Origin of the sequence: Rossellomorea sp. KS-H15a (genome assembly GCF_024195245.1) — a bacterium.
Lineage (GTDB): Bacteria > Bacillota > Bacilli > Bacillales > Bacillaceae_B > Rossellomorea > Rossellomorea vietnamensis.
This window is the reverse complement of the sequence record NZ_CP096886.1, coordinates 1,000,132-1,020,301: the sequence shown is the minus strand read 5'-3', so window position 1 is coordinate 1,020,301 and position 20,170 is coordinate 1,000,132. Positions and strand designations below refer to the sequence as shown.

At 48.0% G+C, this 20,170-nt stretch carries 18 protein-coding genes; 2 read left to right on the top strand and 16 right to left on the bottom strand.

Translation table 11 applies throughout. From position 1 onward, the window contains the following. Positions 1-49: 49 nt before the first annotated feature. The 3 genes from M1J35_RS05130 to M1J35_RS05120 all read right to left on the bottom strand — a co-directional run bounded on the left by M1J35_RS05130 (position 50) and on the right by M1J35_RS05120 (position 3,752). Positions 50-1,183 (bottom strand): DEAD/DEAH box helicase, encoded by a 1,134-nt coding sequence (locus M1J35_RS05130; protein WP_254652912.1) that lies wholly within the window; start codon positions 1,181-1,183, stop codon positions 50-52. A 15-nt stretch (positions 1,184-1,198) separates the two neighbouring features. Next, a complete protein-coding gene (locus M1J35_RS05125; RefSeq protein ID WP_254652911.1) occupies positions 1,199-2,515 on the bottom strand; it encodes an ATP-binding protein in 1,317 nt (438 codons plus the stop codon). A gap of 64 nt (positions 2,516-2,579) precedes the next feature. Then, entirely contained in the window at positions 2,580-3,752 is a 1,173-nt protein-coding gene (locus M1J35_RS05120; RefSeq protein WP_254652910.1) for a cation:proton antiporter, read from the bottom strand. 180 nt (positions 3,753-3,932) lie between these two features. On the opposite strand from M1J35_RS05120, the gene M1J35_RS05115 reads away from it, so the two are divergent. Beyond that, positions 3,933-4,238, top strand: a complete 306-nt coding sequence (locus M1J35_RS05115) for an AbrB/MazE/SpoVT family DNA-binding domain-containing protein (RefSeq protein ID WP_224521493.1) — start codon at positions 3,933-3,935, stop codon at positions 4,236-4,238. A 26-nt stretch (positions 4,239-4,264) separates the two neighbouring features. Here M1J35_RS05115 and thrB read toward each other — a convergent pair whose 3' ends face one another. The 11 genes from thrB to ilvB all read right to left on the bottom strand — a co-directional run bounded on the left by thrB (position 4,265) and on the right by ilvB (position 17,180). Then, the gene (gene thrB / locus M1J35_RS05110) at positions 4,265-5,200 is read right to left on the bottom strand and encodes a homoserine kinase (RefSeq protein ID WP_254652909.1); all 936 of its coding nucleotides are present in this window, start codon (positions 5,198-5,200) and stop codon (positions 4,265-4,267) included. After that, the gene (gene thrC / locus M1J35_RS05105) at positions 5,197-6,258 is read right to left on the bottom strand and encodes a threonine synthase (RefSeq protein ID WP_254652908.1); all 1,062 of its coding nucleotides are present in this window, start codon (positions 6,256-6,258) and stop codon (positions 5,197-5,199) included. Before thrC ends, thrB begins: the two co-directional genes overlap by 4 nt. Continuing rightward, entirely contained in the window at positions 6,255-7,553 is a 1,299-nt protein-coding gene (locus tag M1J35_RS05100) for a homoserine dehydrogenase (RefSeq protein ID WP_224521496.1), read from the bottom strand. The genes thrC and M1J35_RS05100 overlap by 4 nt, the downstream gene beginning before the upstream one ends. Before the next feature lie 474 nt (positions 7,554-8,027). Further along, complete coding sequence (gene ilvA, locus M1J35_RS05095) at positions 8,028-9,011, bottom strand: threonine ammonia-lyase (RefSeq protein WP_254652907.1); 984 nt, start codon at positions 9,009-9,011, stop codon at positions 8,028-8,030. Next, complete coding sequence (leuD, locus tag M1J35_RS05090) at positions 9,011-9,616, bottom strand: 3-isopropylmalate dehydratase small subunit (RefSeq protein WP_254652906.1); 606 nt, start codon at positions 9,614-9,616, stop codon at positions 9,011-9,013. The genes ilvA and leuD overlap by 1 nt, the downstream gene beginning before the upstream one ends. Positions 9,617-9,628: 12 nt before the next feature. Next, the gene (gene leuC / locus M1J35_RS05085; protein WP_254652905.1) at positions 9,629-11,044 is read right to left on the bottom strand and encodes a 3-isopropylmalate dehydratase large subunit; all 1,416 of its coding nucleotides are present in this window, start codon (positions 11,042-11,044) and stop codon (positions 9,629-9,631) included. A 102-nt stretch (positions 11,045-11,146) separates the two neighbouring features. Continuing rightward, positions 11,147-12,259, bottom strand: coding sequence for a 3-isopropylmalate dehydrogenase (gene leuB / locus M1J35_RS05080; RefSeq protein ID WP_079530756.1), 1,113 nt, complete (start codon positions 12,257-12,259; stop codon positions 11,147-11,149). A gap of 60 nt (positions 12,260-12,319) precedes the next feature. Beyond that, positions 12,320-13,870 (bottom strand): 2-isopropylmalate synthase, encoded by a 1,551-nt coding sequence (locus tag M1J35_RS05075; protein WP_034761043.1) that lies wholly within the window; start codon positions 13,868-13,870, stop codon positions 12,320-12,322. After that, on the bottom strand, positions 13,857-14,888 hold the full coding sequence (gene ilvC, locus M1J35_RS05070) for a ketol-acid reductoisomerase (RefSeq protein WP_079530754.1): 1,032 nt from the start codon (positions 14,886-14,888) through the stop codon (positions 13,857-13,859). Before ilvC ends, M1J35_RS05075 begins: the two co-directional genes overlap by 14 nt. 49 nt (positions 14,889-14,937) lie before the next feature. Then, the gene (gene ilvN, locus M1J35_RS05065; protein WP_034761039.1) at positions 14,938-15,462 is read right to left on the bottom strand and encodes an acetolactate synthase small subunit; all 525 of its coding nucleotides are present in this window, start codon (positions 15,460-15,462) and stop codon (positions 14,938-14,940) included. Further along, positions 15,459-17,180: an acetolactate synthase large subunit gene (gene ilvB / locus M1J35_RS05060; protein ID WP_254652904.1), complete on the bottom strand. Its 1,722-nt coding sequence runs from the start codon at positions 17,178-17,180 to the stop codon at positions 15,459-15,461. Before ilvB ends, ilvN begins: the two co-directional genes overlap by 4 nt. Positions 17,181-17,346: 166 nt before the next feature. On the opposite strand from ilvB, the gene M1J35_RS05055 reads away from it, so the two are divergent. Continuing rightward, the gene (locus tag M1J35_RS05055; protein WP_254652903.1) at positions 17,347-17,535 is read left to right on the top strand and encodes a hypothetical protein; all 189 of its coding nucleotides are present in this window, start codon (positions 17,347-17,349) and stop codon (positions 17,533-17,535) included. Between the two features lie 18 nt (positions 17,536-17,553). Here M1J35_RS05055 and ilvD read toward each other — a convergent pair whose 3' ends face one another. Further along, positions 17,554-19,221 (bottom strand): dihydroxy-acid dehydratase, encoded by a 1,668-nt coding sequence (gene ilvD / locus M1J35_RS05050; protein ID WP_254652902.1) that lies wholly within the window; start codon positions 19,219-19,221, stop codon positions 17,554-17,556. Positions 19,222-19,236: 15 nt separating this feature from the next. Next, positions 19,237-20,136: a branched-chain-amino-acid transaminase gene (gene ilvE, locus M1J35_RS05045; RefSeq protein WP_224521503.1), complete on the bottom strand. Its 900-nt coding sequence runs from the start codon at positions 20,134-20,136 to the stop codon at positions 19,237-19,239. Positions 20,137-20,170 lie beyond the last annotated feature (34 nt).

Below are 20,170 nucleotides of genomic sequence, written 5' to 3'. Positions count from 1 at the left end.
ATAACTAAATAGAGGTCCGTCCCTCATATCCGGGGACGGACCTCTTTTTTTATTTTGTTTCCGGTTGTTGCAGTCCGCCGCCGCGGATGTTCTTTTCCTGGAATGGCAGGTTGAGTTCTTTGCTTAGCTTTTCAAGGAAGCTCAGTTCACGCTTGGATACGAGGCAGATGACGGTTCCTTCTGCACCCATGCGGCCGGTTCTTCCTGAACGGTGAATGTACTGCTTTGTGTCGCTCGGGAAATCGAAATGGATCACGTGTGTGACATCGGTGATATCGAGGCCTCGTGCCGCGACATCGGTTGTCAGAAGCATGGACACCTTCCCTGAGCGGAAACGATCCAGGGATTGCTTGCGCTCCATCTTGTTCGATTCTCCTGCTAAGACTTCGAGCTCGACTCCTTTATATTTCAGCTTCTCTTCCATTTCAGAGAGTTTCTCCAGTTGATTGAAGAATACAAGTGCCTTGATCCCTTTGAAGTAAGAGATACTTCTGAGGGCTTCCATCTTATCCCGCAATTCACTATATACAAAGACATGGTCGACTTTCGGATTATCAAGGTTGGCTTCCATTTTGACAATTTCATGGTTCTGTAAGAGAGATTCGGCTACTTGTTCCGTTTCATCTGATAAAGTTGCTGAGAAGAAAAGCACCTGACGTTCTTTCAAAGTTGATTTGATGATATCCTTCACTTCCCGGATATGCTCTGATGAAATCATTAAGTCAAACTCATCGACGACGATGGTTTTCACTTCATGCATCTTCAGTTTTTTCATTTTCATCAATTCGATCAGGCGACCCGTTGTTCCGACAACGATATGAGGCTTTTTCTTCAGCTTCTCGACTTGTTTCTTGACGTTCGCCCCACCGATGAAGGCAGCACTCGTAATGTCCGTCCCCTTAGCCCATTTCTGGATTTCCTGGTGGATCTGCATGACCAGCTCTCTTGATGGTGCAAGGATGACTGCCTGTGCCTGTTTTCTTGATGGATCGATGGCCTGGATGATCGGGAGTAAATAAGCCAGGGTTTTCCCCGTCCCCGTTGGTGATTCACACACAACGTCCTTCCCTTCCATGATAAGGGGCACGACTCTTTCCTGTACGGGAGTGAATGCAGTAAACCCTGCTTCTTCCCAGTTTTTTTGTAGTATTGGCGAATGGATGATGCTTGAGATTGAATTCATTCGTTTCGTCCTTTCTTAATTGGTAAAGGCAGAAGGCTCTTCCTCAATGGGTAAGCTGATTTCCACTGCCGTCCCTATTTCTTTATCACTTTGAAAGTGTATATGTCCTTTATGACGCTGGATGATTTTCTTGCATACGGCGAGACCGAGGCCCGTACCTTTTTCTTTCGTCGAGTAAAACGGTTCCCCCAGATGTTCGATTCTTCCAGGCTCCATGCCGACTCCATTATCCTTCACGATTACCAAGGCGTCTGTCCCCTGCTCTTCCAATGTGATCGAGACCTTCCCATCCCTGGATGGGGGGATGGCTTCCACGGCATTCTTTATGATATTGATGAAAACCTGTTTAAGCTGATTGGACTCTCCCGACACATACAAAGGTTTTTCAGACAGATTCTCATATGTTATGGAAACATTATCAAAATTAGCCTGTGCTTCCATCAGGACGAGGACCTGCTGGAGGATCTCATTTATTCTTTCAGGACGAAAGTGAGTTTCCTGTTGTTTCCCAAGGATCAGCATCTCACCTGAGATCAAATCAATTCGATCCACTTCAGAAAGCATAATGTCCAAATGATCGTGGTTAATGGTATTGGTCGTTTGCATAAGTTGGATAAATCCCTTGAGAGATGTGAGCGGGTTGCGTATTTCATGGGCAACGGCAGCTGCTAACTGACCTATGACGGAAAGCTTTTCCGATGCGACGACCATTTCTTCGTTTTCCCGATTGGATGTGATATCCCTTGCGATAGCGAACATTCCTGTCACCTCACGATTAATGATAATCGGAACGAGGGAGCACCTGAGGATCTTTCCTTTATTATCGCCGATATGGATCTTCGTTTCAAAGGTGGATGCGAGGCCTTTGAACGTAGCAAAAAAGTAGTCTGTCACCCGCTTCATTTCTTCTTCATCCAGGAACTTACTGAATTTCACTTCTTTTAACTCTTCTTGAGTGAATTCAAGTAATACCTCGGCTTCTGCGTTGACAGATATGACATGTCCATCTAAGCTCAGCTCCAAGACGGCGTCGGGATTCTGCTCGAACAACGAATGATAATGCTGATTTCTTATCTGAAGCTGGTTCTCTTTTTTCGATAGTTTATCGTTTGAGATAATCAGCTCATTGGTCCTGCGGTAGATCAGGAAAAAAATGATGATACCTGTGACAAATGTAAATAGCCAGCCCTTATAGCGCTGAAAATAAATATACATACTAAGCTTCTCATGTGCGATAATCATGGAAACATAATCTGAAAACACTATCCATACTGCGCCTAACAATACATAGGTGACGGATATCTTCAAGGCAATATCTTTAGCTTGTTTCATGATGTGACATTCACCTAAATTCCAATAGTCTTTCTCCTATGGTTTCTCAGTTCTTATCCATTTATCAAAAATCTTCCCCCTTATTCTCTCCTTCCAGGAACAATGTAGATAAGGGGTAGATTCCCACGCTTTGTATCAGGAGTGAAAGCATGATGACTCCGAAAGTTAAGGAGTGCAGAAGAAAGGGGCCTTGATCATCTAAACCTAATAATAAAGCAACAGACATTGTTCCTTTAACTCCAGACCAGGTTAAGATGGATACTTCCTTCCATCCATACGTCATCCTCCATGTTTCTTTCATTTTTACAACACCAATAATAATAACATAGCGAACGAATAATGAGAGAACAAAAAGGAAGAAGATCCAGCCGGTTAAAGAGAAAGATAAATACCGTGTCGTCTGGATTCCGATCAATAAGAATAAAAAGGTAAGAATGGTCGGTTCAATAACGGTCCAGAATCCATCCAGGTCCTGCCTGAAGTGATTTTCCTTTATTGTTTTTCCATATTCATAGGAAAGCATGATTCCTGAGGATACTGTTGCAAGGACGCCTGAGACACCCAACTCTTCCCCCACATAAAAGGTTCCGTATGCAAGGATGATACTCAGCATGATCTGATATCGCGAATCTGTCGTGAAGTGGATCGCTTTACTCGCCATCCATCCAAGCGTCACACCCAATACGATCCCTCCCAGAGAAACCAACAGGAATTCTCCCATGAAAGAAGAAACGGAAAACGTTTCCCCTCCAAAGTAAATTCCGGCCACAACAGTAAAGAGAACAATACTTGTGCCGTCATTGATCATCGATTCCCCCTCCACTACATCGGCTATGTCGTCTCTGTTTGAAGACTCTTTCAATACCGATACCACTGAGACCGGATCTGTCGGTGTTAAGATCGCAGAAATCAGTAAAGCTTCTCCATAGGTCATAGGGATCCATGGGTGCAAACCGTAGTACGTAAGGAGACTCATCAATAATGTAGTGATGACAATACCAATCGTACTTAGGAGAGTGATGATTCCAGCATGTTTCTTTAAAGCCTTTGCAGGAAATTGATAAGCGGATATAAATAAAAGTGCCGGCAGAAACCACTGGAATATAATATCCTTCGTCAGGGTGACATCAGAAAACGCGGGAATAAACGAGAGACCTATTCCAATGAGAAGCAAAACAACCGGAACAGGAATGTTCTTCTTCTTTTTATCAAAGGTAAAGACACTATAACCAATCATAAGCAGGATTAAAATATGTATAGGTTCGATGATTCACACCTCCAGTTACAAGATTATTTCCACTCATTATATTTTACTAAACTTAACATCCATCCTTTTTCCTAATTTTTCAAATTGGTGTTTATTTTCCTTTAGGGAGGTAAAAAGAGAACAATATGATAGTGAAGGCAGGTGATACGAATGTTAAGTATGATGTATGGGAGTAAACCTTTCAGTAAAAGCGGTACAATCACTCTCCCCCATAAATGGAGGGAGAAGTTTGGACTGCTGCCGGGAAAACTTGCAGAGCTCGTCTATCAAAACAATTGCCTCTATATTAAGCAGGCCACGCGGGACTCCACCAATAACAAACGCTACATCTCAGAAAAAGGAACGGTCCACATCCCGAAGGAACTCCGGGAAGAAATGGGCATGACGTATCCATCCTCCTACTGCTTGCACGTCAACGAAAAAGACAACTGTTTTATGATCACAACGGAGAAATAATAAAATGAGGTCCGTCCCTCGCTGCTTTAAAGCGATGAGGGACGGACCTTTGGTTGTTGGATGGTGATGTTGCTTCCCGTGTCGGAGATGGATAGTTTGCGGACATCCATGGTCGGGAAGGATTGTTCGAGCTGGCGGAAGAGCCATTCACTTGCTTCCCGTTCCACAAAGCAGGCAACCGTTGGGCCGGCCCCGCTTAAAGCGACGCCGAAAGCACCGAAGCGATCCGCCACTTTTTCAACGGCATCGTAATGGGGTAGAAGCTTTCTCCGGTGAGGCTGATGATAACGATCCCGTTTCATCATCTTCCCGACCATTTCCCAATCACCGGTCAGGAACGCCGCCACTAAAACATTGGATACCGCTCCAGCACTAACGGATTCTGCAAATGATAGAGATGACGGGAGGACATTTCTCGAATCCGACGTTTTCAGCTCCACTTTCGGAATGACACATACAACATCGATTGGAAGGTCAGGCACTGTGATCAGGTTAACACCCCTTTCATCTTGACAACTGACGACAAACCCTCCGTAGAGCGATGCCCCGACGTTATCGGGATGACCTTCGAAACGATTGGCCAGAACCAGCTTCTTTTCCTGTGTCAAGTTGAGGTCGCATAAAGCATTGGCGAGTTCGACCCCTGCCACGACAGCCGCGGCACTGGATCCGAGACCCCTGGTTAATGGGATATCACTTGATACATATACATGACATGGAGCAGGCTTCCTTCCATATTCACCTGCCACTTCCTTGACGACTTCTACGATGAAATGCGACTCATCTTCAGGAAATACCTCCAGGGCAGGTGACAAAGGGATCACCTGCCAGTCATCTGCTTCATGTGCCTCGACGGTTAAAAAGACATCCAAAGCCAAACCGAGTGAGTCAAATCCTGCTCCTAAATTGGCTGTGCTCCCCGGGACGATGATTTTCCAGGAGCGAGATTCCCGGCCCTTCATACCCCGATCGTTCCCTTGATATAATCCTTCACCAGTTCACGATCATTTGGCAGCTTCACCGGTGTCACCGGGCTGCACTCCATGGCCGTAACCGGATCTTTCAATCCATTCCCCGTCAATACCGCGACAACCTTCGCCCCTGGTTCAAGGAGCCCTTTTTCCAATGACTTCTTGATCCCTGCGATGGAAGCGCAGGAAGCCGGTTCCGCGAAGATCCCTTCTTTCCTTGCCATCAGCTGATAGGCTTCCAGGATTTCTTCATCCGTCACTTCATCAATATGTCCGTTGGATTCCTTCATTGCGTCGACAGCCAATGTCCAACTCGCCGGGTTCCCGATGCGGATGGCAGTGGCAATCGTTTCGGGCTGGGGAAACACGCGTTCGTGGACAAGGGCTGCTGCCCCCGATGCCTCAAAGCCGAACATGCGGGGAAGCGATGAAGCGCTGCGAACTGAATATTCCTTGAATCCTTTCCAGTATGCTGAAATATTTCCTGCATTCCCGACAGGTATGGCGAGCACATCCGGGGCTTCCCCTAATCCTTCGATGACTTCGAAGGCCGCCGTTTTCTGTCCTTCCAGTCGATATGGATTCACCGAATTCACAAGCGTGACGGATTCCGTTTTACTCAGCTCCCGGACAATCTCGAGGGCTTCATCGAAATTTCCTTCGATTGAAATGATTTCGGCCCCGTACATAACGGCCTGAGCCAATTTCCCTTGGGCGATTTTCCCCTCCGGAATGACGACGATGCATTTGATCCCCGCCCGTGCCGCATAAGCTGCAGCTGAAGCAGAAGTATTGCCTGTCGAAGCGCAAATGACCGTCGTGCTGCCTGATTCCACCGCTTTCGCAACGGCCAGGACCATCCCCCGGTCCTTAAAGGAGCCTGTCGGGTTCGCCCCCTCAACCTTTGCATAAAGCTCGATGCCCCACTCCTCGGACAACGACTTCAACTCGATCAATGGTGTGTTTCCTTCGTTCAAGCTTAAAAGGGGAGTATCTGCATTTAATGGAAGCTGTTCTCCGTACTCTTCCAGTAGTCCTTTCCATTTCATCCTTTTTCTCCTCCTTCTACGCGGTATGAGCTTTCGATCGAATGAACCGCTTCATAATCCTTCAGCTCCATGAGGATGTCTTCGTAATGCTCCAGGGATGCCTTATGAGTCACCAGGACGATTTCAGCAAACTCATCACTGTCCAGGGGATTCTGGAGTATTTTCTCGAAACTGACTCCGTGATTTGAAAAGATGGACGTCAGTTTGGCCAATACGCCCACTTCATCACGAACATGCAACCGCAAGAAATATTTTGAATGAATTTCATCAGGTTCTTTTAGTTTCTTCGGGAACTGTGGATTCACGGCACTCTTCCCATTCACACCCAGTCTCATATTCTTCATGATTCCCACCATATCGGATACGACAGCAGTCGCTGTAGGAAGACTCCCTGCACCCGGACCGTAAAACATCGTTTCTCCCACCGCTTCGCCGTACACGTACACGGCGTTATATTCATCATGTACAGACGCCAGGGGGTGTTCATTTTGGAGCAGGGTCGGCTCCACGCTTACCTCGACCTTTTCCCCTTCCCGGTGGGCGTAACCGATGAGCTTCATCGTGTAACCGAATTGATCGGCATATTGGATGTCATCTCCCGTTACTTCCGTGATGCCCTTCACTTTCACATCCGCCAGGTCCACATTCATCGAGAACCCCAGAGTGGACAGGATCGCCATCTTCCTTGCCGCATCCAATCCACCGACATCTGCCGTCGGATCCGATTCAGCATAGCCGAGATCCTGGGCCTCTTTTAAAACATCATCGAAGGTCCGTCCCTCTTTCGTCATCTTTGTCAAAATGAAGTTCGTTGTCCCGTTGACGATTCCCATCATTTTCGTGATGCGGTCCGAGGCAAGCCCGTCTACTAAACTCCTTAAAATCGGGATGCCTCCTGCGACGCTTGCTTCGTAGAATAAGTCACAGCCATTTTCCGAGGCTGCTCTTAATAATTCAGGTCCATGGAGGGCCATGAGATCTTTGTTTGCCGTGACGACGTGCTTACCTTCGTTTAATGCATGCAGGAGATGCTCCTTCGTTGCTTCGATTCCACCCATGACCTCGACCACAATATCAATTTCAGGGTCAAACAGGACTTCCTCAGGATTTAAGGTCAATATGCTGTTTTCAATATCCAGTCCCCTGTCTTTCTCTAAATCCTGAACGAGGGCTTTTTTCACCGTCACCGGGCAGCCGATCTGATGAGACAATTTATCCTGATGATTCTCTACTATCTTCACCACTCCGGCTCCCACCGTTCCGAGTCCTAAAAGTCCGATTGAAATTGATTCCATAAGCCGAAAACCTCCATTTGTTTATTTCTGGTGTACATTTGTATTTGTATAGTGGACATTATAGTTGAAAATATTACCTATTACAATAGGTTTTTGCGTATTTTCAGAATGTAAGAGCTTACAATACTAATTGATTGTGATATTGCTGAATCACTCTAGTTTTCAGCAAAAACAGTTGCCGAATTTGATTTTTCAAGGATCGCCTGTGATTTGTTGATCTTTTTTAGGGGTGTGGTGGTTCTTTTATCTATTATTACGGCACTTCACCATCCCAACTTGTAGATAATTGCGTCATTTTAGTGAGGAATTGCGTCATTATTATGTTTATTGCGTCATTTTCTCGATAATTGCGTCATTTTACATAGTAATTGCGTCTTTTACCATTTATAGGAAAAACCAAACAAATCCCCTAACAAATTGGTAAAAACAGAGGACTGCCCCCAACTACTCACGCAGTCAAGAGCCGTCCCATCTTTACACAATATGATGCAGCTGTCTGGCCATTTTGGATAAATCCCGATAAACAGGGATTTTACTCGGATCGGCGTTCCCGCCGCTGATGACGCAGCCTACCTTCTTCCCCTGTACCTTGACTTTTTGACCCATGGCTGCCGCCAAGGATGCGGCTCCCGCTCCTTCGACCAGGGTTTTCTCCCGTTGAAGCATGAACATGATGCTATAGGAGATTTCTTCATCGGTCACGGTGACCATGTCGTCCACATACTTCCGGATGATCGGAAACGTGAGCTCTCCAGGCTTCTTGACGAGGATCCCGTCCGCAATGGTATGAACATGCTCAAGGGAACCTTTATTGCTTCCTGTAAAAAAATTATACGTAGCCGGCGCCCCCAAAGCTTGCACGCCGACAATCTGTACGCGGGGATTAAAGGCTTTCACGGCCAGTGCCATCCCTGCGAGCAAGCCCCCTCCACCGACGGGGACGAGAATCATGTCTAAATCACTGAGCTGTTGAAGCATTTCCAGTGCGACTGTCCCTTGTCCAGCCATCACTTTATGATCATCAAATGCATGAACATACGTCGAGCCTTTTTTGATTTTCTCCTCAAGTGCTGCCCCGTAGGCTTCCTGATAGGTGTCTCCAGTCAAAACGATTTCAGCTCCGTAATGTTTCGTTGCCGCAACTTTAGTAGAAGGCGTCCGCTTTGGCATGAAGATTTTTGAAGGGACCCCTCGCTTGGAGGCAGCCAGCGCCACCCCTTGGGCATGATTCCCTGCCGACGCGGCAATGATCCCCCTCCCTGCTTCTTCTTCAGACAATGACATGATTTTATTCATGGCGCCCCTCACTTTGAAGGAACCCGTCCGCTGCAGGTTCTCCATTTTCAAATAGACTTCTCCACCAGTGAACGCATTCAGCGTCGATGATTGCTTTAACGGTGTTCGATGCACCTGATGACTGATTCTTTCCATCGCTTCTACCACTTCAGTGTTATCCATTAAATTCCCAAGTCACTCACCTCATATTTTTTTTCGTAGTCTTCGATATGTTTACCGTAATGCAACGTTAAATCGATTTCATCCAGACCCTTCAGAAGCATCGTTTTCCAATAAGGATCAATGTCAAAGGAGACACGCAGCCCCTCAGAATCACAGATGGTCTGGTGCTCAAGGGACACTTCGATTTTATATAAATCAACTTGACTCTCATTCTTCATAAGGCTATCGACTGTTTTATCATTCAACTGAATCGGCAGGATCCCATTCTTTAAACAATTGTTATAAAAAATGTCTGCGAAGCTCTTCGCGATGATCACTTGAAATCCATAGTCCTGAAGGGCCCAGGGTGCATGTTCCCGTGAAGACCCGCATCCGAAATTCTTTCCGCCGAGAAGAATCTCGGAATCCCGGTATTTAGGGGTATCCAATGAGAAGTCATGTCTCAGGGACTTCCCATCGTCTTCAAACCGCCAATGATAAAATAAGAACTGACCGAAGCCTTTACGCTCGATCCTTTTCAAGAATTGTTTCGGTATGATTTGATCCGTATCTACGTTGTCCCTCCTGAGAGGAAATACATTCGCTTCCACATGATTGATTGCCACCCTTTTCACCTCCTATGAAATCGGCATTTTTTCAAGCTTTCGTACGTCGGTCAATTTCCCTGTGACGGCCGCGGCTGCTGCCATGGAAGGACTGAGAAGATGGGTTCTTGAACCATTACCCTGCCTGCCTTCAAAATTCCGGTTGGAAGTCGATGCACAGCGTTTGCCGGGTGGGACGATGTCGTCATTCATGGCGAGACACATGCTGCAGCCCGCTTCCCTCCATTCAAAACCAGCTTCTGTAAAGATCGTATCCAAGCCTTCTTCTTCTGCCTTTTTCTTCACCTTAAACGAACCGGGAACAACCAATGCGGTGACGCCCTGCTTAACACTGTGCCCTTTCACCACTTCAGCCGCCGCTCTCAAGTCACTCAAGCGTGAATTCGTACAAGAACCGATAAATACGTAATCAACCTCGATGTCCTCGATTCTCATTCCGGCGTCAAGCCCCATATAATGAAGCGCCCGTTCAACCCCTTCCCTTTCAGAAGGGTCCCCGTACTCATCCGGATGAGGGACGGACCTTGAAATCCCAGCACCCATCCCCGGGTTCGTCCCCCATGTCACATGAGGTTCGATCTCTTCACCCTTCACTTCGATTCTGTGATCATAGGTGGCGTCACGATCGCTTGTCAGGGATTGCCACTCTTCCTTGCACTGCTGGAACGATTTGTTCTTGGGAAGGTATTCCCTGCCGTCTAAATAGTCAAAGGTCGTTTCGTCGGGACTGATCAATCCGGCTTTCGCTCCTGCTTCAATGCTCATATTACAGACGGTCATTCTTTCTTCCATGGACAGATTGCGAATCACGTCTCCCGTGAATTCGATGACATATCCGGTGCCGAAACCGACTCCATAGGTGGAAATGATGTTCAGGATCACGTCTTTAGCCGTGACACCGAATCCGAGCTCCCCTGAGACTTCGACTTGAAGGGTCCGGGGCTTCGATTGCCACAATGTCTGGGTCGCCAGTACATGCTCCACCTCACTCGTCCCGATCCCAAAGGCCAGTGCTCCGAACGCTCCATGGGTTGAAGTATGGCTGTCTCCGCACACGATCGTTTTCCCCGGTTGGGTCAGACCCAGTTCAGGACCGATGACGTGGACGATTCCTTGATCGGGATGATGGATGTCTGCCAGGGTGACACCGAATTCTGCACAGTTTTTCTTCAACGTCTCCATTTGCAGTCGGGCGATCTCATCCCTGACAATGTGACGTTCTCTTGTCGGAACGTTGTGGTCCATGGTCGCGTACGTCAGGTCCGGTCTCCGCAGCTTGCGATCTTTCAGGCGCAACCCCTCGAATGCCTGGGGGGACGTTACTTCATGTACAAGGTGAAGATCGATATACAATAAATCCGGCTTGCCCTTTTCCCTGTGTACGATGTGTTTTTCCCAAATTTTTTCGATGATATTTTTCCCTGCCATGAACTCCCTCCTGGTTTGGTCAGATTTTTTTTAATGAAGACTGTTTTGGTGGAGAGAGTGACCGTTGATTTTCGCTCCGGTCACCCCCTCCATAAATTTTTATTACAAGTACGCTGCCAGGATGGAAGACAGGGCATGATCTGCTTCCAGACGCTCTACGACCAGCTGACTCATGGCACCCGTTCCGACGACGGTACCGCGTCCCATCGTCCAAAGGTCTCCTGTCCGGTAACCTGCATTCAGGACTTCCTGGACCCCCATTTCGATCATTTCCGCTTCTTCTTTCAAGCCGAAGGAATGACGAAGCATCATGGCAACCGATAGAATCATAGCCAGTGGATTGGCTTTTCCTTTTCCGGCGATATCAGGGGCGGATCCGTGAACCGGTTCGTAAAGGCCGAATGAGTCCCCTCTTAAACTGGCGGAAGGAAGCATTCCAAGTGAGCCTGTGATCATGGAGGCTTCGTCGCTCAGGATGTCACCGAACATGTTCTCGGTCACGAGCACGTCGAATTGTTTCGGCTGATACATCAGCTTCATGGCTGCAACATCCACAAGCATGTGTTCGACTTCTACATCCGGATATTCACCGGCCACTTCGTTCACGACTTCACGCCACATTCGACTGGTTTCCAGAACGTTTGCCTTGTCGACCGACGTTAATTTTTTCTTGCGTTTCTGAGCCAGCTTGAATGCTTTATGGACGATCCGTTCAATTTCACTTTTTTCATAAACCAGGGTGTCAACGGCCACTTCATCCCGCTTCCCCTGGCGGCCGGACGGCTGACCGAAATACAATCCACCCGTCAGCTCCCTGACAATCACCAAATCTACTTCTTCCACAATCTCCCGTTTAAGCGGGGATGCCCCCAGTAAACTTTCAAATGCCTTCACCGGGCGCAGATTCGCGAAAAGGTCGAACTCTTTTCGGATGGCCAGGAGCCCTTTTTCAGGACGGATTTCTTTCGGCAAGTGCTCCCATTTCGGTCCTCCGACTGCCCCTAATAGGACGGCATCGCTCTCTTTACAAAGCTTGATCGTTTCAGGAGGTAACGGTGTACCGAAGCGATCAACGGCCGATCCCCCGATGAATCCTTTCTCGACTTCGAATTCATGACCGAACCAATCACCCACTGCCTTCAGTACTTCTAATGCCCCGTCCATAATCTCTTGACCGATACCGTCTCCTGGTAGTACAGCGATTTTTCTCTTCATTAGAATTACCTCCTGATTTTTTGGTTTATGAGGAGCCTTATAATTCAAGGCTCCTGTGGTTTATAAGCTGGCTTGCACCGCTTCTTTCCCTCTTGAGTGTGATCGCTGTGCCGACCGGTTCACAGCATTTAGATACGCGCGGGCTGATGCTTCCAATACATCCTGAGCGGTTCCGCGTCCGCTTGTATTTTCACCGTCATACTCCAGTCGGACATACACTTCGGCGAGTGCATCACGGCCACCGCCCACTGAGTTGATTTTGTAATCCAAGAGCTTTGACTTGCCCGGAAGGATTTTTTCGATTGTATTGTAGATGGCTTCCACGCTTCCTGATCCCGTTGAAGCAAGGCGAGTGACGCTTCCGTCTTCAAACTTCAATTCGATCGTAGCCGTCGGGATATTGTCCATCCCATATTGAACCTGCATTCTTTCCAGAGTGAATCCGACACCTTCAGTCATTTCCGTCTGCTTATTCGTCAGGATGCTGAAGAGGTCTTCATCGACGATTTCCTTCTTCTTATCCGCAAGATCTTTAAATGTGTGGAACGCTTCGTTCAACTTTTCATCCGTTAAGTCAAAGCCCAGCTCGACAGCTTTATTCTTGAACGCGTGACGCCCTGAATGTTTTCCAAGAACGAGTCGGTTGGAATTCACTCCGATCAGTTCCGGTGTGATAATTTCGTACGTTGTTTTCTCTTTCAATACGCCATCCTGGTGGATGCCTGACTCATGGGCGAAGGCATTATCCCCTACAACCGCTTTGTTAGCCGGTACCCTCATCCCCGTCAGCTTACTGACAAGAGAGCTTGTTTTCTTGATTTCATCCAGCTTCAGTCTGGTCGTCGCCCCGTAGAAATCTTCACGGATGCGTAGGGCAACCGCGACTTCCTCCAAGGCTGCATTCCCGGCACGTTCACCGATTCCATTGATGGTTCCCTCAATTTGGTCGGCTCCGTTTTCAATGGCTGCAAGGGAATTGGCCGTCGCCATCCCCAGGTCATCATGGCAGTGTGCCGATAGCTTTACGCCGCCGATATTCGGTACGTTTTCTCTTACGTACCGAAACAGTTCACCGTATTTATGTGGGGTGATATACCCCACCGTATCGGGAAGATTGATGACGGAAGCTCCGGCATCAATAACCCTCTCCATGATCTTCACTAAAAAGTTGAGATCCGATCTGCAAGCATCTTCCGCCGACCACTGGACGACCGGGAAAAATTTCTTCGCGTACTGAACGGCCTGCACGGCCGTATCGATGACCTGATCCGGTGTCATCTTCAGCTTATGGGTCATGTGAATCGGGGAGGTTGCAAGGAAGACATGCAGCCTTGGTTCCGCCGTTCCTTTAAGGGATTCCCATACGGCATCGATGTCCCGCTGCTGTGCCCGCGCAAGTCCCGTTACCGAGCTGTTCTTGATCGTGGAACCGATCCGCTGCACGGCATCGAAGTCCCCTTTTGAAGCTGCAGGAAATCCAGCTTCAATGACGTCCACCCCGAGTCTCTCCAGCTGCTTTGCTACCTCGATTTTCTCAATCGTATTCAGATTTACGCCCGCTGACTGTTCTCCGTCCCGTAGAGTCGTGTCAAAGATCTCAATGGTTCGCACTCGCTACCACTTCCTTTTCTTTAGTAGAAGGTTTCTGTACAAATGGCATCATTTTACGAAGCTCCCTGCCAACGACTTCGATCGGGTGCTGACTTTCACGCTGATTGATAGCGTTGAATTCCGGACGGTTCGCCTGGTTCTCCAGGATCCATCCCTTCGCAAATTTTCCTGTTTGGATATCCGTCAGTACTTCCTTCATGCGGGCTTTTGTTTCCTCATTCACTACCCTTGGACCTGAAACGAAATCTCCCCATTGAGCCGTATCTGAGATTGAATAGCGCATTCCTTCCAATCCCTGTTCATACATCAAATCAACGATCAGCTTCAATTCGTGTAAACACTCGAAATAGGCGACTTCTTTTTGATAACCGGCTTCGACCAGTGTTTCAAATCCTGCTTTCACAAGTGATGTCACCCCTCCGCAAAGGACTGCCTGTTCCCCGAAGAGATCGGTTTCTGTTTCTTCCTGGAAGGATGTTTCCAAGATTCCTGCACGTCCTGCGCCGACACCTTTGGCATACGCCAGGGCCAGTTCTGCGGCTTGACCTGAAGCGTCTTGATAAACCCCGAAGAGTGCAGGTACCCCGGCTCCTTCTTCAAAGGTCCTTCTTACAAGATGTCCGGGTCCTTTAGGGGCAACAAGGAAGACATCCACATCTTCCGGAGGAACGACCTGATGGAAATGGATATTGAATCCGTGTGCAAATGCGAGTGCTTTACCTGATGACAGGGCGGGCTTGATTTCTGCTTCATATACTTTCGGCTGATGCTCATCCGGCAGGAGAACCATGATGACATCCGCCTGTTCGCTCGCTTCCCTAACGGAGTAGACGTCGAATCCGTCCTTTTCCGCCTGGTCCCACGACTTTCCTTTTCGCAATCCCACTACAACATCAAATCCGCTTTCCTTCAGATTTTGAGCATGTGCGTGACCTTGTGAGCCATAACCGACAACCGCTACTTTCTTCCCTTTCAAAACCTCTTCATTCACATCTCCGTTATAATAGACCTTTACCATTTCCCTCATCCTCTCCATTTTTTAAATAATACGTTTTTTAACGTTACTTTTAATTTACAATCGAATACTGTTTCAGATCCGTGACCGATTTTCCATTGCCCCTTGCAAATGCCGTGATGCCTGTACGGGCGATTTCTTTGATACCATAAGGCCTTAATAGGTCGATGATGGCTTCTATTTTTGAGGTTTCTCCTGTTACCTGAACCGTAACACTGTCCCGTGCGACATCAATGATGGCCGCTCTGAAAGGTTCAACGATCCCATTGATTTCGGATCTTGTCTGTCCGGTACTCAGGACTTTGATGAGGGCAAGCTCCCTGGCAACGACTCCTTGATCCGTGATGTCGGAAACCTTGAGGACATCGATCTGTTTATGGAGCTGCTTCAGGAGCTGTTCGATTTTACGATCGTCTTCTACGTTGACGACGAAGGTCATCCTCGAAATCCCTTCCGTTTCTGTATATCCGACCGAAATACTTTCAATATTGAACTGACGCTTTGTAAACAATCCGGTCACCCGGTTCAAGACACCGCTTCGGTTATGAACAAGGGCTGTTACAATCCGTTTCCTCATGGTTTCACTCCTAACATTTCGTGTAATCCTTTACCTGGAGCCACCATCGGGTAGACATTTTCCTTCGGGTTCACCCAGCAATCGATGAGCACCGGTTCATCACTTGTTAAGGCTTCTTTTAAAACAGAATCGACTTCTTCCTGGGTTTGTACTTTATATCCCTTGATTCCATATGATTCAGCCAGTTTCACAAAATCAGGCTGGGTGGAGAACACCGATTGGGAATACCTCTCTTCGAAGAACGTTTCCTGCCATTGCCTCACCATTCCAAGTGTGCCGTTATTGAGAAGGACCACTTTTACAGGAAGGTTCAATTCTTTCAGGAGGACAAGCTCCTGAAGAGTCATCTGGAAGCCTCCATCTCCTACAAAGGCGACCACTGTACTGTCCGGGTTTGCTAACTGTGCCCCGATCGCTGCGGGAAATCCGAATCCCATCGTGCCAAGTCCTCCGGATGTGACCCAGTTATTCGGCTTTTTAAAAGAATAGTATTGGGCCGCCCACATTTGATGCTGACCCACGTCCGTTGTGACGACGGCTTCCCCGTTCGTCATTTCGTACACCTGCTCAATCAACCGCTGTGGGGACAATACATCATGAGCCTGGTTATACCAGAAAGGATATTCCCTTTTGTATGATGTAAGATGCTGATGCCAGGCATCGAAATCGGGCTTCTCGGACTCATTTTGAAGGAGCCTGGTAAGCGCCTGTTTCGCATCGGCCACGATCGGGATCTGTGTTTCAACGTTCTTGCCAATCTCAGCCGGGTCGATGTCGATATGAACCACTTTTGCCCTCGGTGCAAAGGTAGCGAGATTCCCTGTTAAACGATCATCGAAACGGGCACCGATATTGATGAGCAAGTCACATTCGTGGATAGCCATATTACTCGTATAACATCCGTGCATCCCCGCCATGCCAAGAAACAGGGTATGGTCTGCCGGGAACCCCCCTAATCCCAATAAGGTGTGAACCACCGGGATGTCATATTGTTCAGCGAATGCCTTCAATTCCTCCGTGGCCTTTCCGTGAAGCACTCCAGCCCCTGCAAGGATGACGGGTTGCTTCGACACCTTGATCGCATCCACCAGCTTCTTGATTTGGAGGGGATTCGGATAAAAGTTGGGCTGATAACCGGGTAAGTCCATCTCCACTTCGTGTACCGGGTAGGCCTGCTGTAGGGTCAAATCTTTTGGAATATCGACAAGTACGGGTCCGGGCCTCCCGGTTGATGCGATGTGAAAGGCTTCCTTCACGATCCTCGGTAAATCTTTAATATCCCGTACCTGGTAATTATGCTTGGTGATCGGCATCGTGATGCCTACCACGTCCGCTTCCTGGAATGCGTCGGTCCCGATGACCCCCGACGCCACCTGCCCCGTAAAGACGACCAGCGGAAGGGAGTCCATCATGGCATCGGCAATCCCTGTCACGAGATTGGTAGCACCAGGTCCAGATGTCGCAATGACCACACCCGGCTTCCCTGATACCCTTGCATAACCCTCAGCCGCGTGGATGGCCCCTTGTTCATGGCGGGCGAGTACGTGCTTGATCGGGGCTTTGTATAGAGCATCGTAAATCGGCAAGACCGCTCCTCCAGGGTACCCAAACAGAATCTCAACCTTTTCCTCCTTTAAAGCTTTCATGAGCATATCAGCGCCGTTGCCGTTTTCTGTCAGTGTCTGTGAAGCCGGTTCTGCCTCTACCTTCGCTCTCATTGCCTATCTCCTCCCCTTATTAAATTGCTATGTTCGATTTTTCACTCAGCATGGTTCAACCAATTCATTCAAATAAAAAAGACCTTTCCACCCACTACGACAGAGTTCATCTTTCGCAGGGGCGAAAAGGTCTTGATCCTTTCCACGGTACCACCCTCGTTCAGAGATGATCGATATCATCTCCCTTGGCAGGCTGATCGGTTTCATCAGCCTTTGTTTTTGTAACGAGTATCATCTACTCGATCGTTCCTACTTACACGGTTCAGAACGATACTCAGAGGGGATGTCGGTATTGGTTGTATTACTGGTTTGCAGCACCACCAGCTCTCTGAAAATACAGCTCCCAATCCTTTAACCTCTTCAACGCTTTCACTTATTCCGTTTTCAAGATTCCACCTGTACTTGCTGATGTAACAAGTTTTGCGTATCTTGCAAGATACCCTTTTTTGATTTTCGGAGAAGGCTGTACCCACTCCTGTTGCCTGAACGTCAACTCTTCTTCAGAAACCATGAGGGAAATCGTCCGGTTTGTAAGATCAATGAAGATGGGATCTCCATTTTCCACCACACCGATCGGCCCTCCTTCGGCTGCTTCAGGGGAGACATGCCCGATGGAAATACCACGGGATGCACCTGAAAATCTGCCGTCTGTCATGAGTGCGACTTGCTTCTCAAGTCCGCGTCCTGCAATGGCTGCTGTCGGTGCCAGCATCTCCGGCATTCCCGGACCGCCCTTTGGACCTTCATATCTGATAACGACAACATGACCTTCTTTCACTTCTCCGCTTTCAATTCCGGCAAGGGCATCATCCTGGGATTCATATACAATCGCTTCACCCATGAATGTTTTAATGGATGGGTCGACTGCCCCTACTTTGATGACACCGCCATTAGGAGCAATATTCCCGAAGAGAACGGATAATCCCCCGACTGGACTGTGGGCATTTTCCCTGCGGCGTATGACATCATCATTTTGAATATGAGCATCCTTCACATTTTCATAAAGGGATTTCCCTGTAACGGTGATGCGGTCTTTGTGTACAGCTTCCATTTCACAGAGCTCTTTAATGATGGCGCTGACCCCTCCGGCATTGTGAACATCCTGCATGGAGTAATCCGAGGCCGGGCTTATCTTGGATAGATAGGGAACCCTTTCTGCGACTTTATTGATCCGGTTGATGTCGTAATCGATTTCCGCCTCATTGGCAATCGCCAGCGTATGGAGGACGGTATTCGTCGAGCCTCCCATCGCCATGTCTAAGGCGAATGCGTCATCGATGGTGTCCTCTGTTATGATGTCTCGTGGCTTGATATCTTTTTTCACCATTTCCACAAGATGTTTCGCTGCGTCTTTGATCAATTTGTGACGTTCTTCTGAGGTGGCTACGATCGTCCCGTTCCCCGGTGGAGCCATTCCTAGCATTTCCATCAGGGAATTCATGGAGTTCGCCGTGAACATCCCGGAGCATGACCCACAGGTCGGACAGGCATTTGCTTCGATATCGAGAAGCTGTTCTGCCGTCATCCTTCCTGACTGGTGGGCGCCGACCCCTTCGAAAACGGATACGAGTGATAGTGGCTTCCCTTCACTTGAGACTCCTGCTTCCATGGGGCCTCCCGATACAAAAACGGAAGGGACATTGGTTCTGACTGATGCCATCAGCATTCCCGGTGTGATCTTGTCACAGTTTGGAATGTAGAATACTCCGTCAAACCAGTGAGCATTGATGACCGTTTCTGCCGAGTCGGCGATCAGTTCGCGACTTGGGAGTGAGTACCTCATCCCGATATGCCCCATGGCGATCCCGTCATCAACACCGATCGTATTGAATTCGAACGGGATTCCCCCCGCTTCCCGGATCGCTTCTTTCACCACCTGGGCGAATCCGTTTAAATGCATATGACCGGGGATGATGTCGATATAAGAGTTACATACCCCGATAAATGGTTTTTCCATGTCTTCGAGCTTGACTCCCGTCGCGTAGAGTAAACTGCGGTGGGGAGCCCGGTCGATCCCTTTCTTGATCATGTCACTTCGCACGTCATCACCTCCAACTTAGCCAACTTGAGCGTTTTGTTTGTAAACTTTTCTTCCATCCTGCGTGACAGTGTTTCTGAATTCCTGCAATAATTGATTTGTATACTTTCCAGGTTTTCCTTCTCCGATGACACGGCCATCAACTTTTACAACGGCAATGACTTCAGCGGCTGTTCCTGTTAAGAACACTTCATCTGCTGTATATACATCATGTCGGGTGAAGACTTCTTCTTTCATCTCGAAACCTGCTTTTTCGGCAATTTCGATGATGGCATTCCGGGTGATCCCTTCGAGCGCTCCTACATATCCCGGAGGTGTAAGGATTTTTCCTTTCTTCACAATGAAGATGTTATCAGCCGATCCTTCTGCTACATATCCTTGATCGTTCAACATCAAAGCTTCGCTTACGCCTGCAAGGTTGGCTTCGATTTTAACGAGAATGTTATTTAAGTAGTTTAATGATTTAACTTTTGGTGATAGGACATCCGCACGATTTCGCCGGCTTGCGACGGTAACGATATCGATGCCTGTTTCATATAAGCTTTTAGGGAATAGAGCCAGTTGTTCAGCAATGACGATGACCTGTGGCTTCCTGCAAGTGAATGGATCCAACCCAAGGTTTCCAACACCCCTGGAAATGACCACCCGTATGTAGGCATTTTCGAGTTTATTTTTTTTCAATGTATCAACGATAATGTCGCTCATCTCTTCTTTAGAGAGTTCAATGTGCAACATGATGGATTTTGCTGAGTCATAAAGGCGATCAACATGTTCATCCAGACGGAACACGTTCCCATCGTACATTCGAATCCCTTCGAACACTCCATCTCCATATAGAAAACCATGGTCGTACACAGATACAACTGCGTCTTCCTTTTTTACGTATTGTCCGTCTAAGTAGATCCACTGTTCGTTCATGTTAATCATTCCTTTCCCGGTTGTGATTTATTTG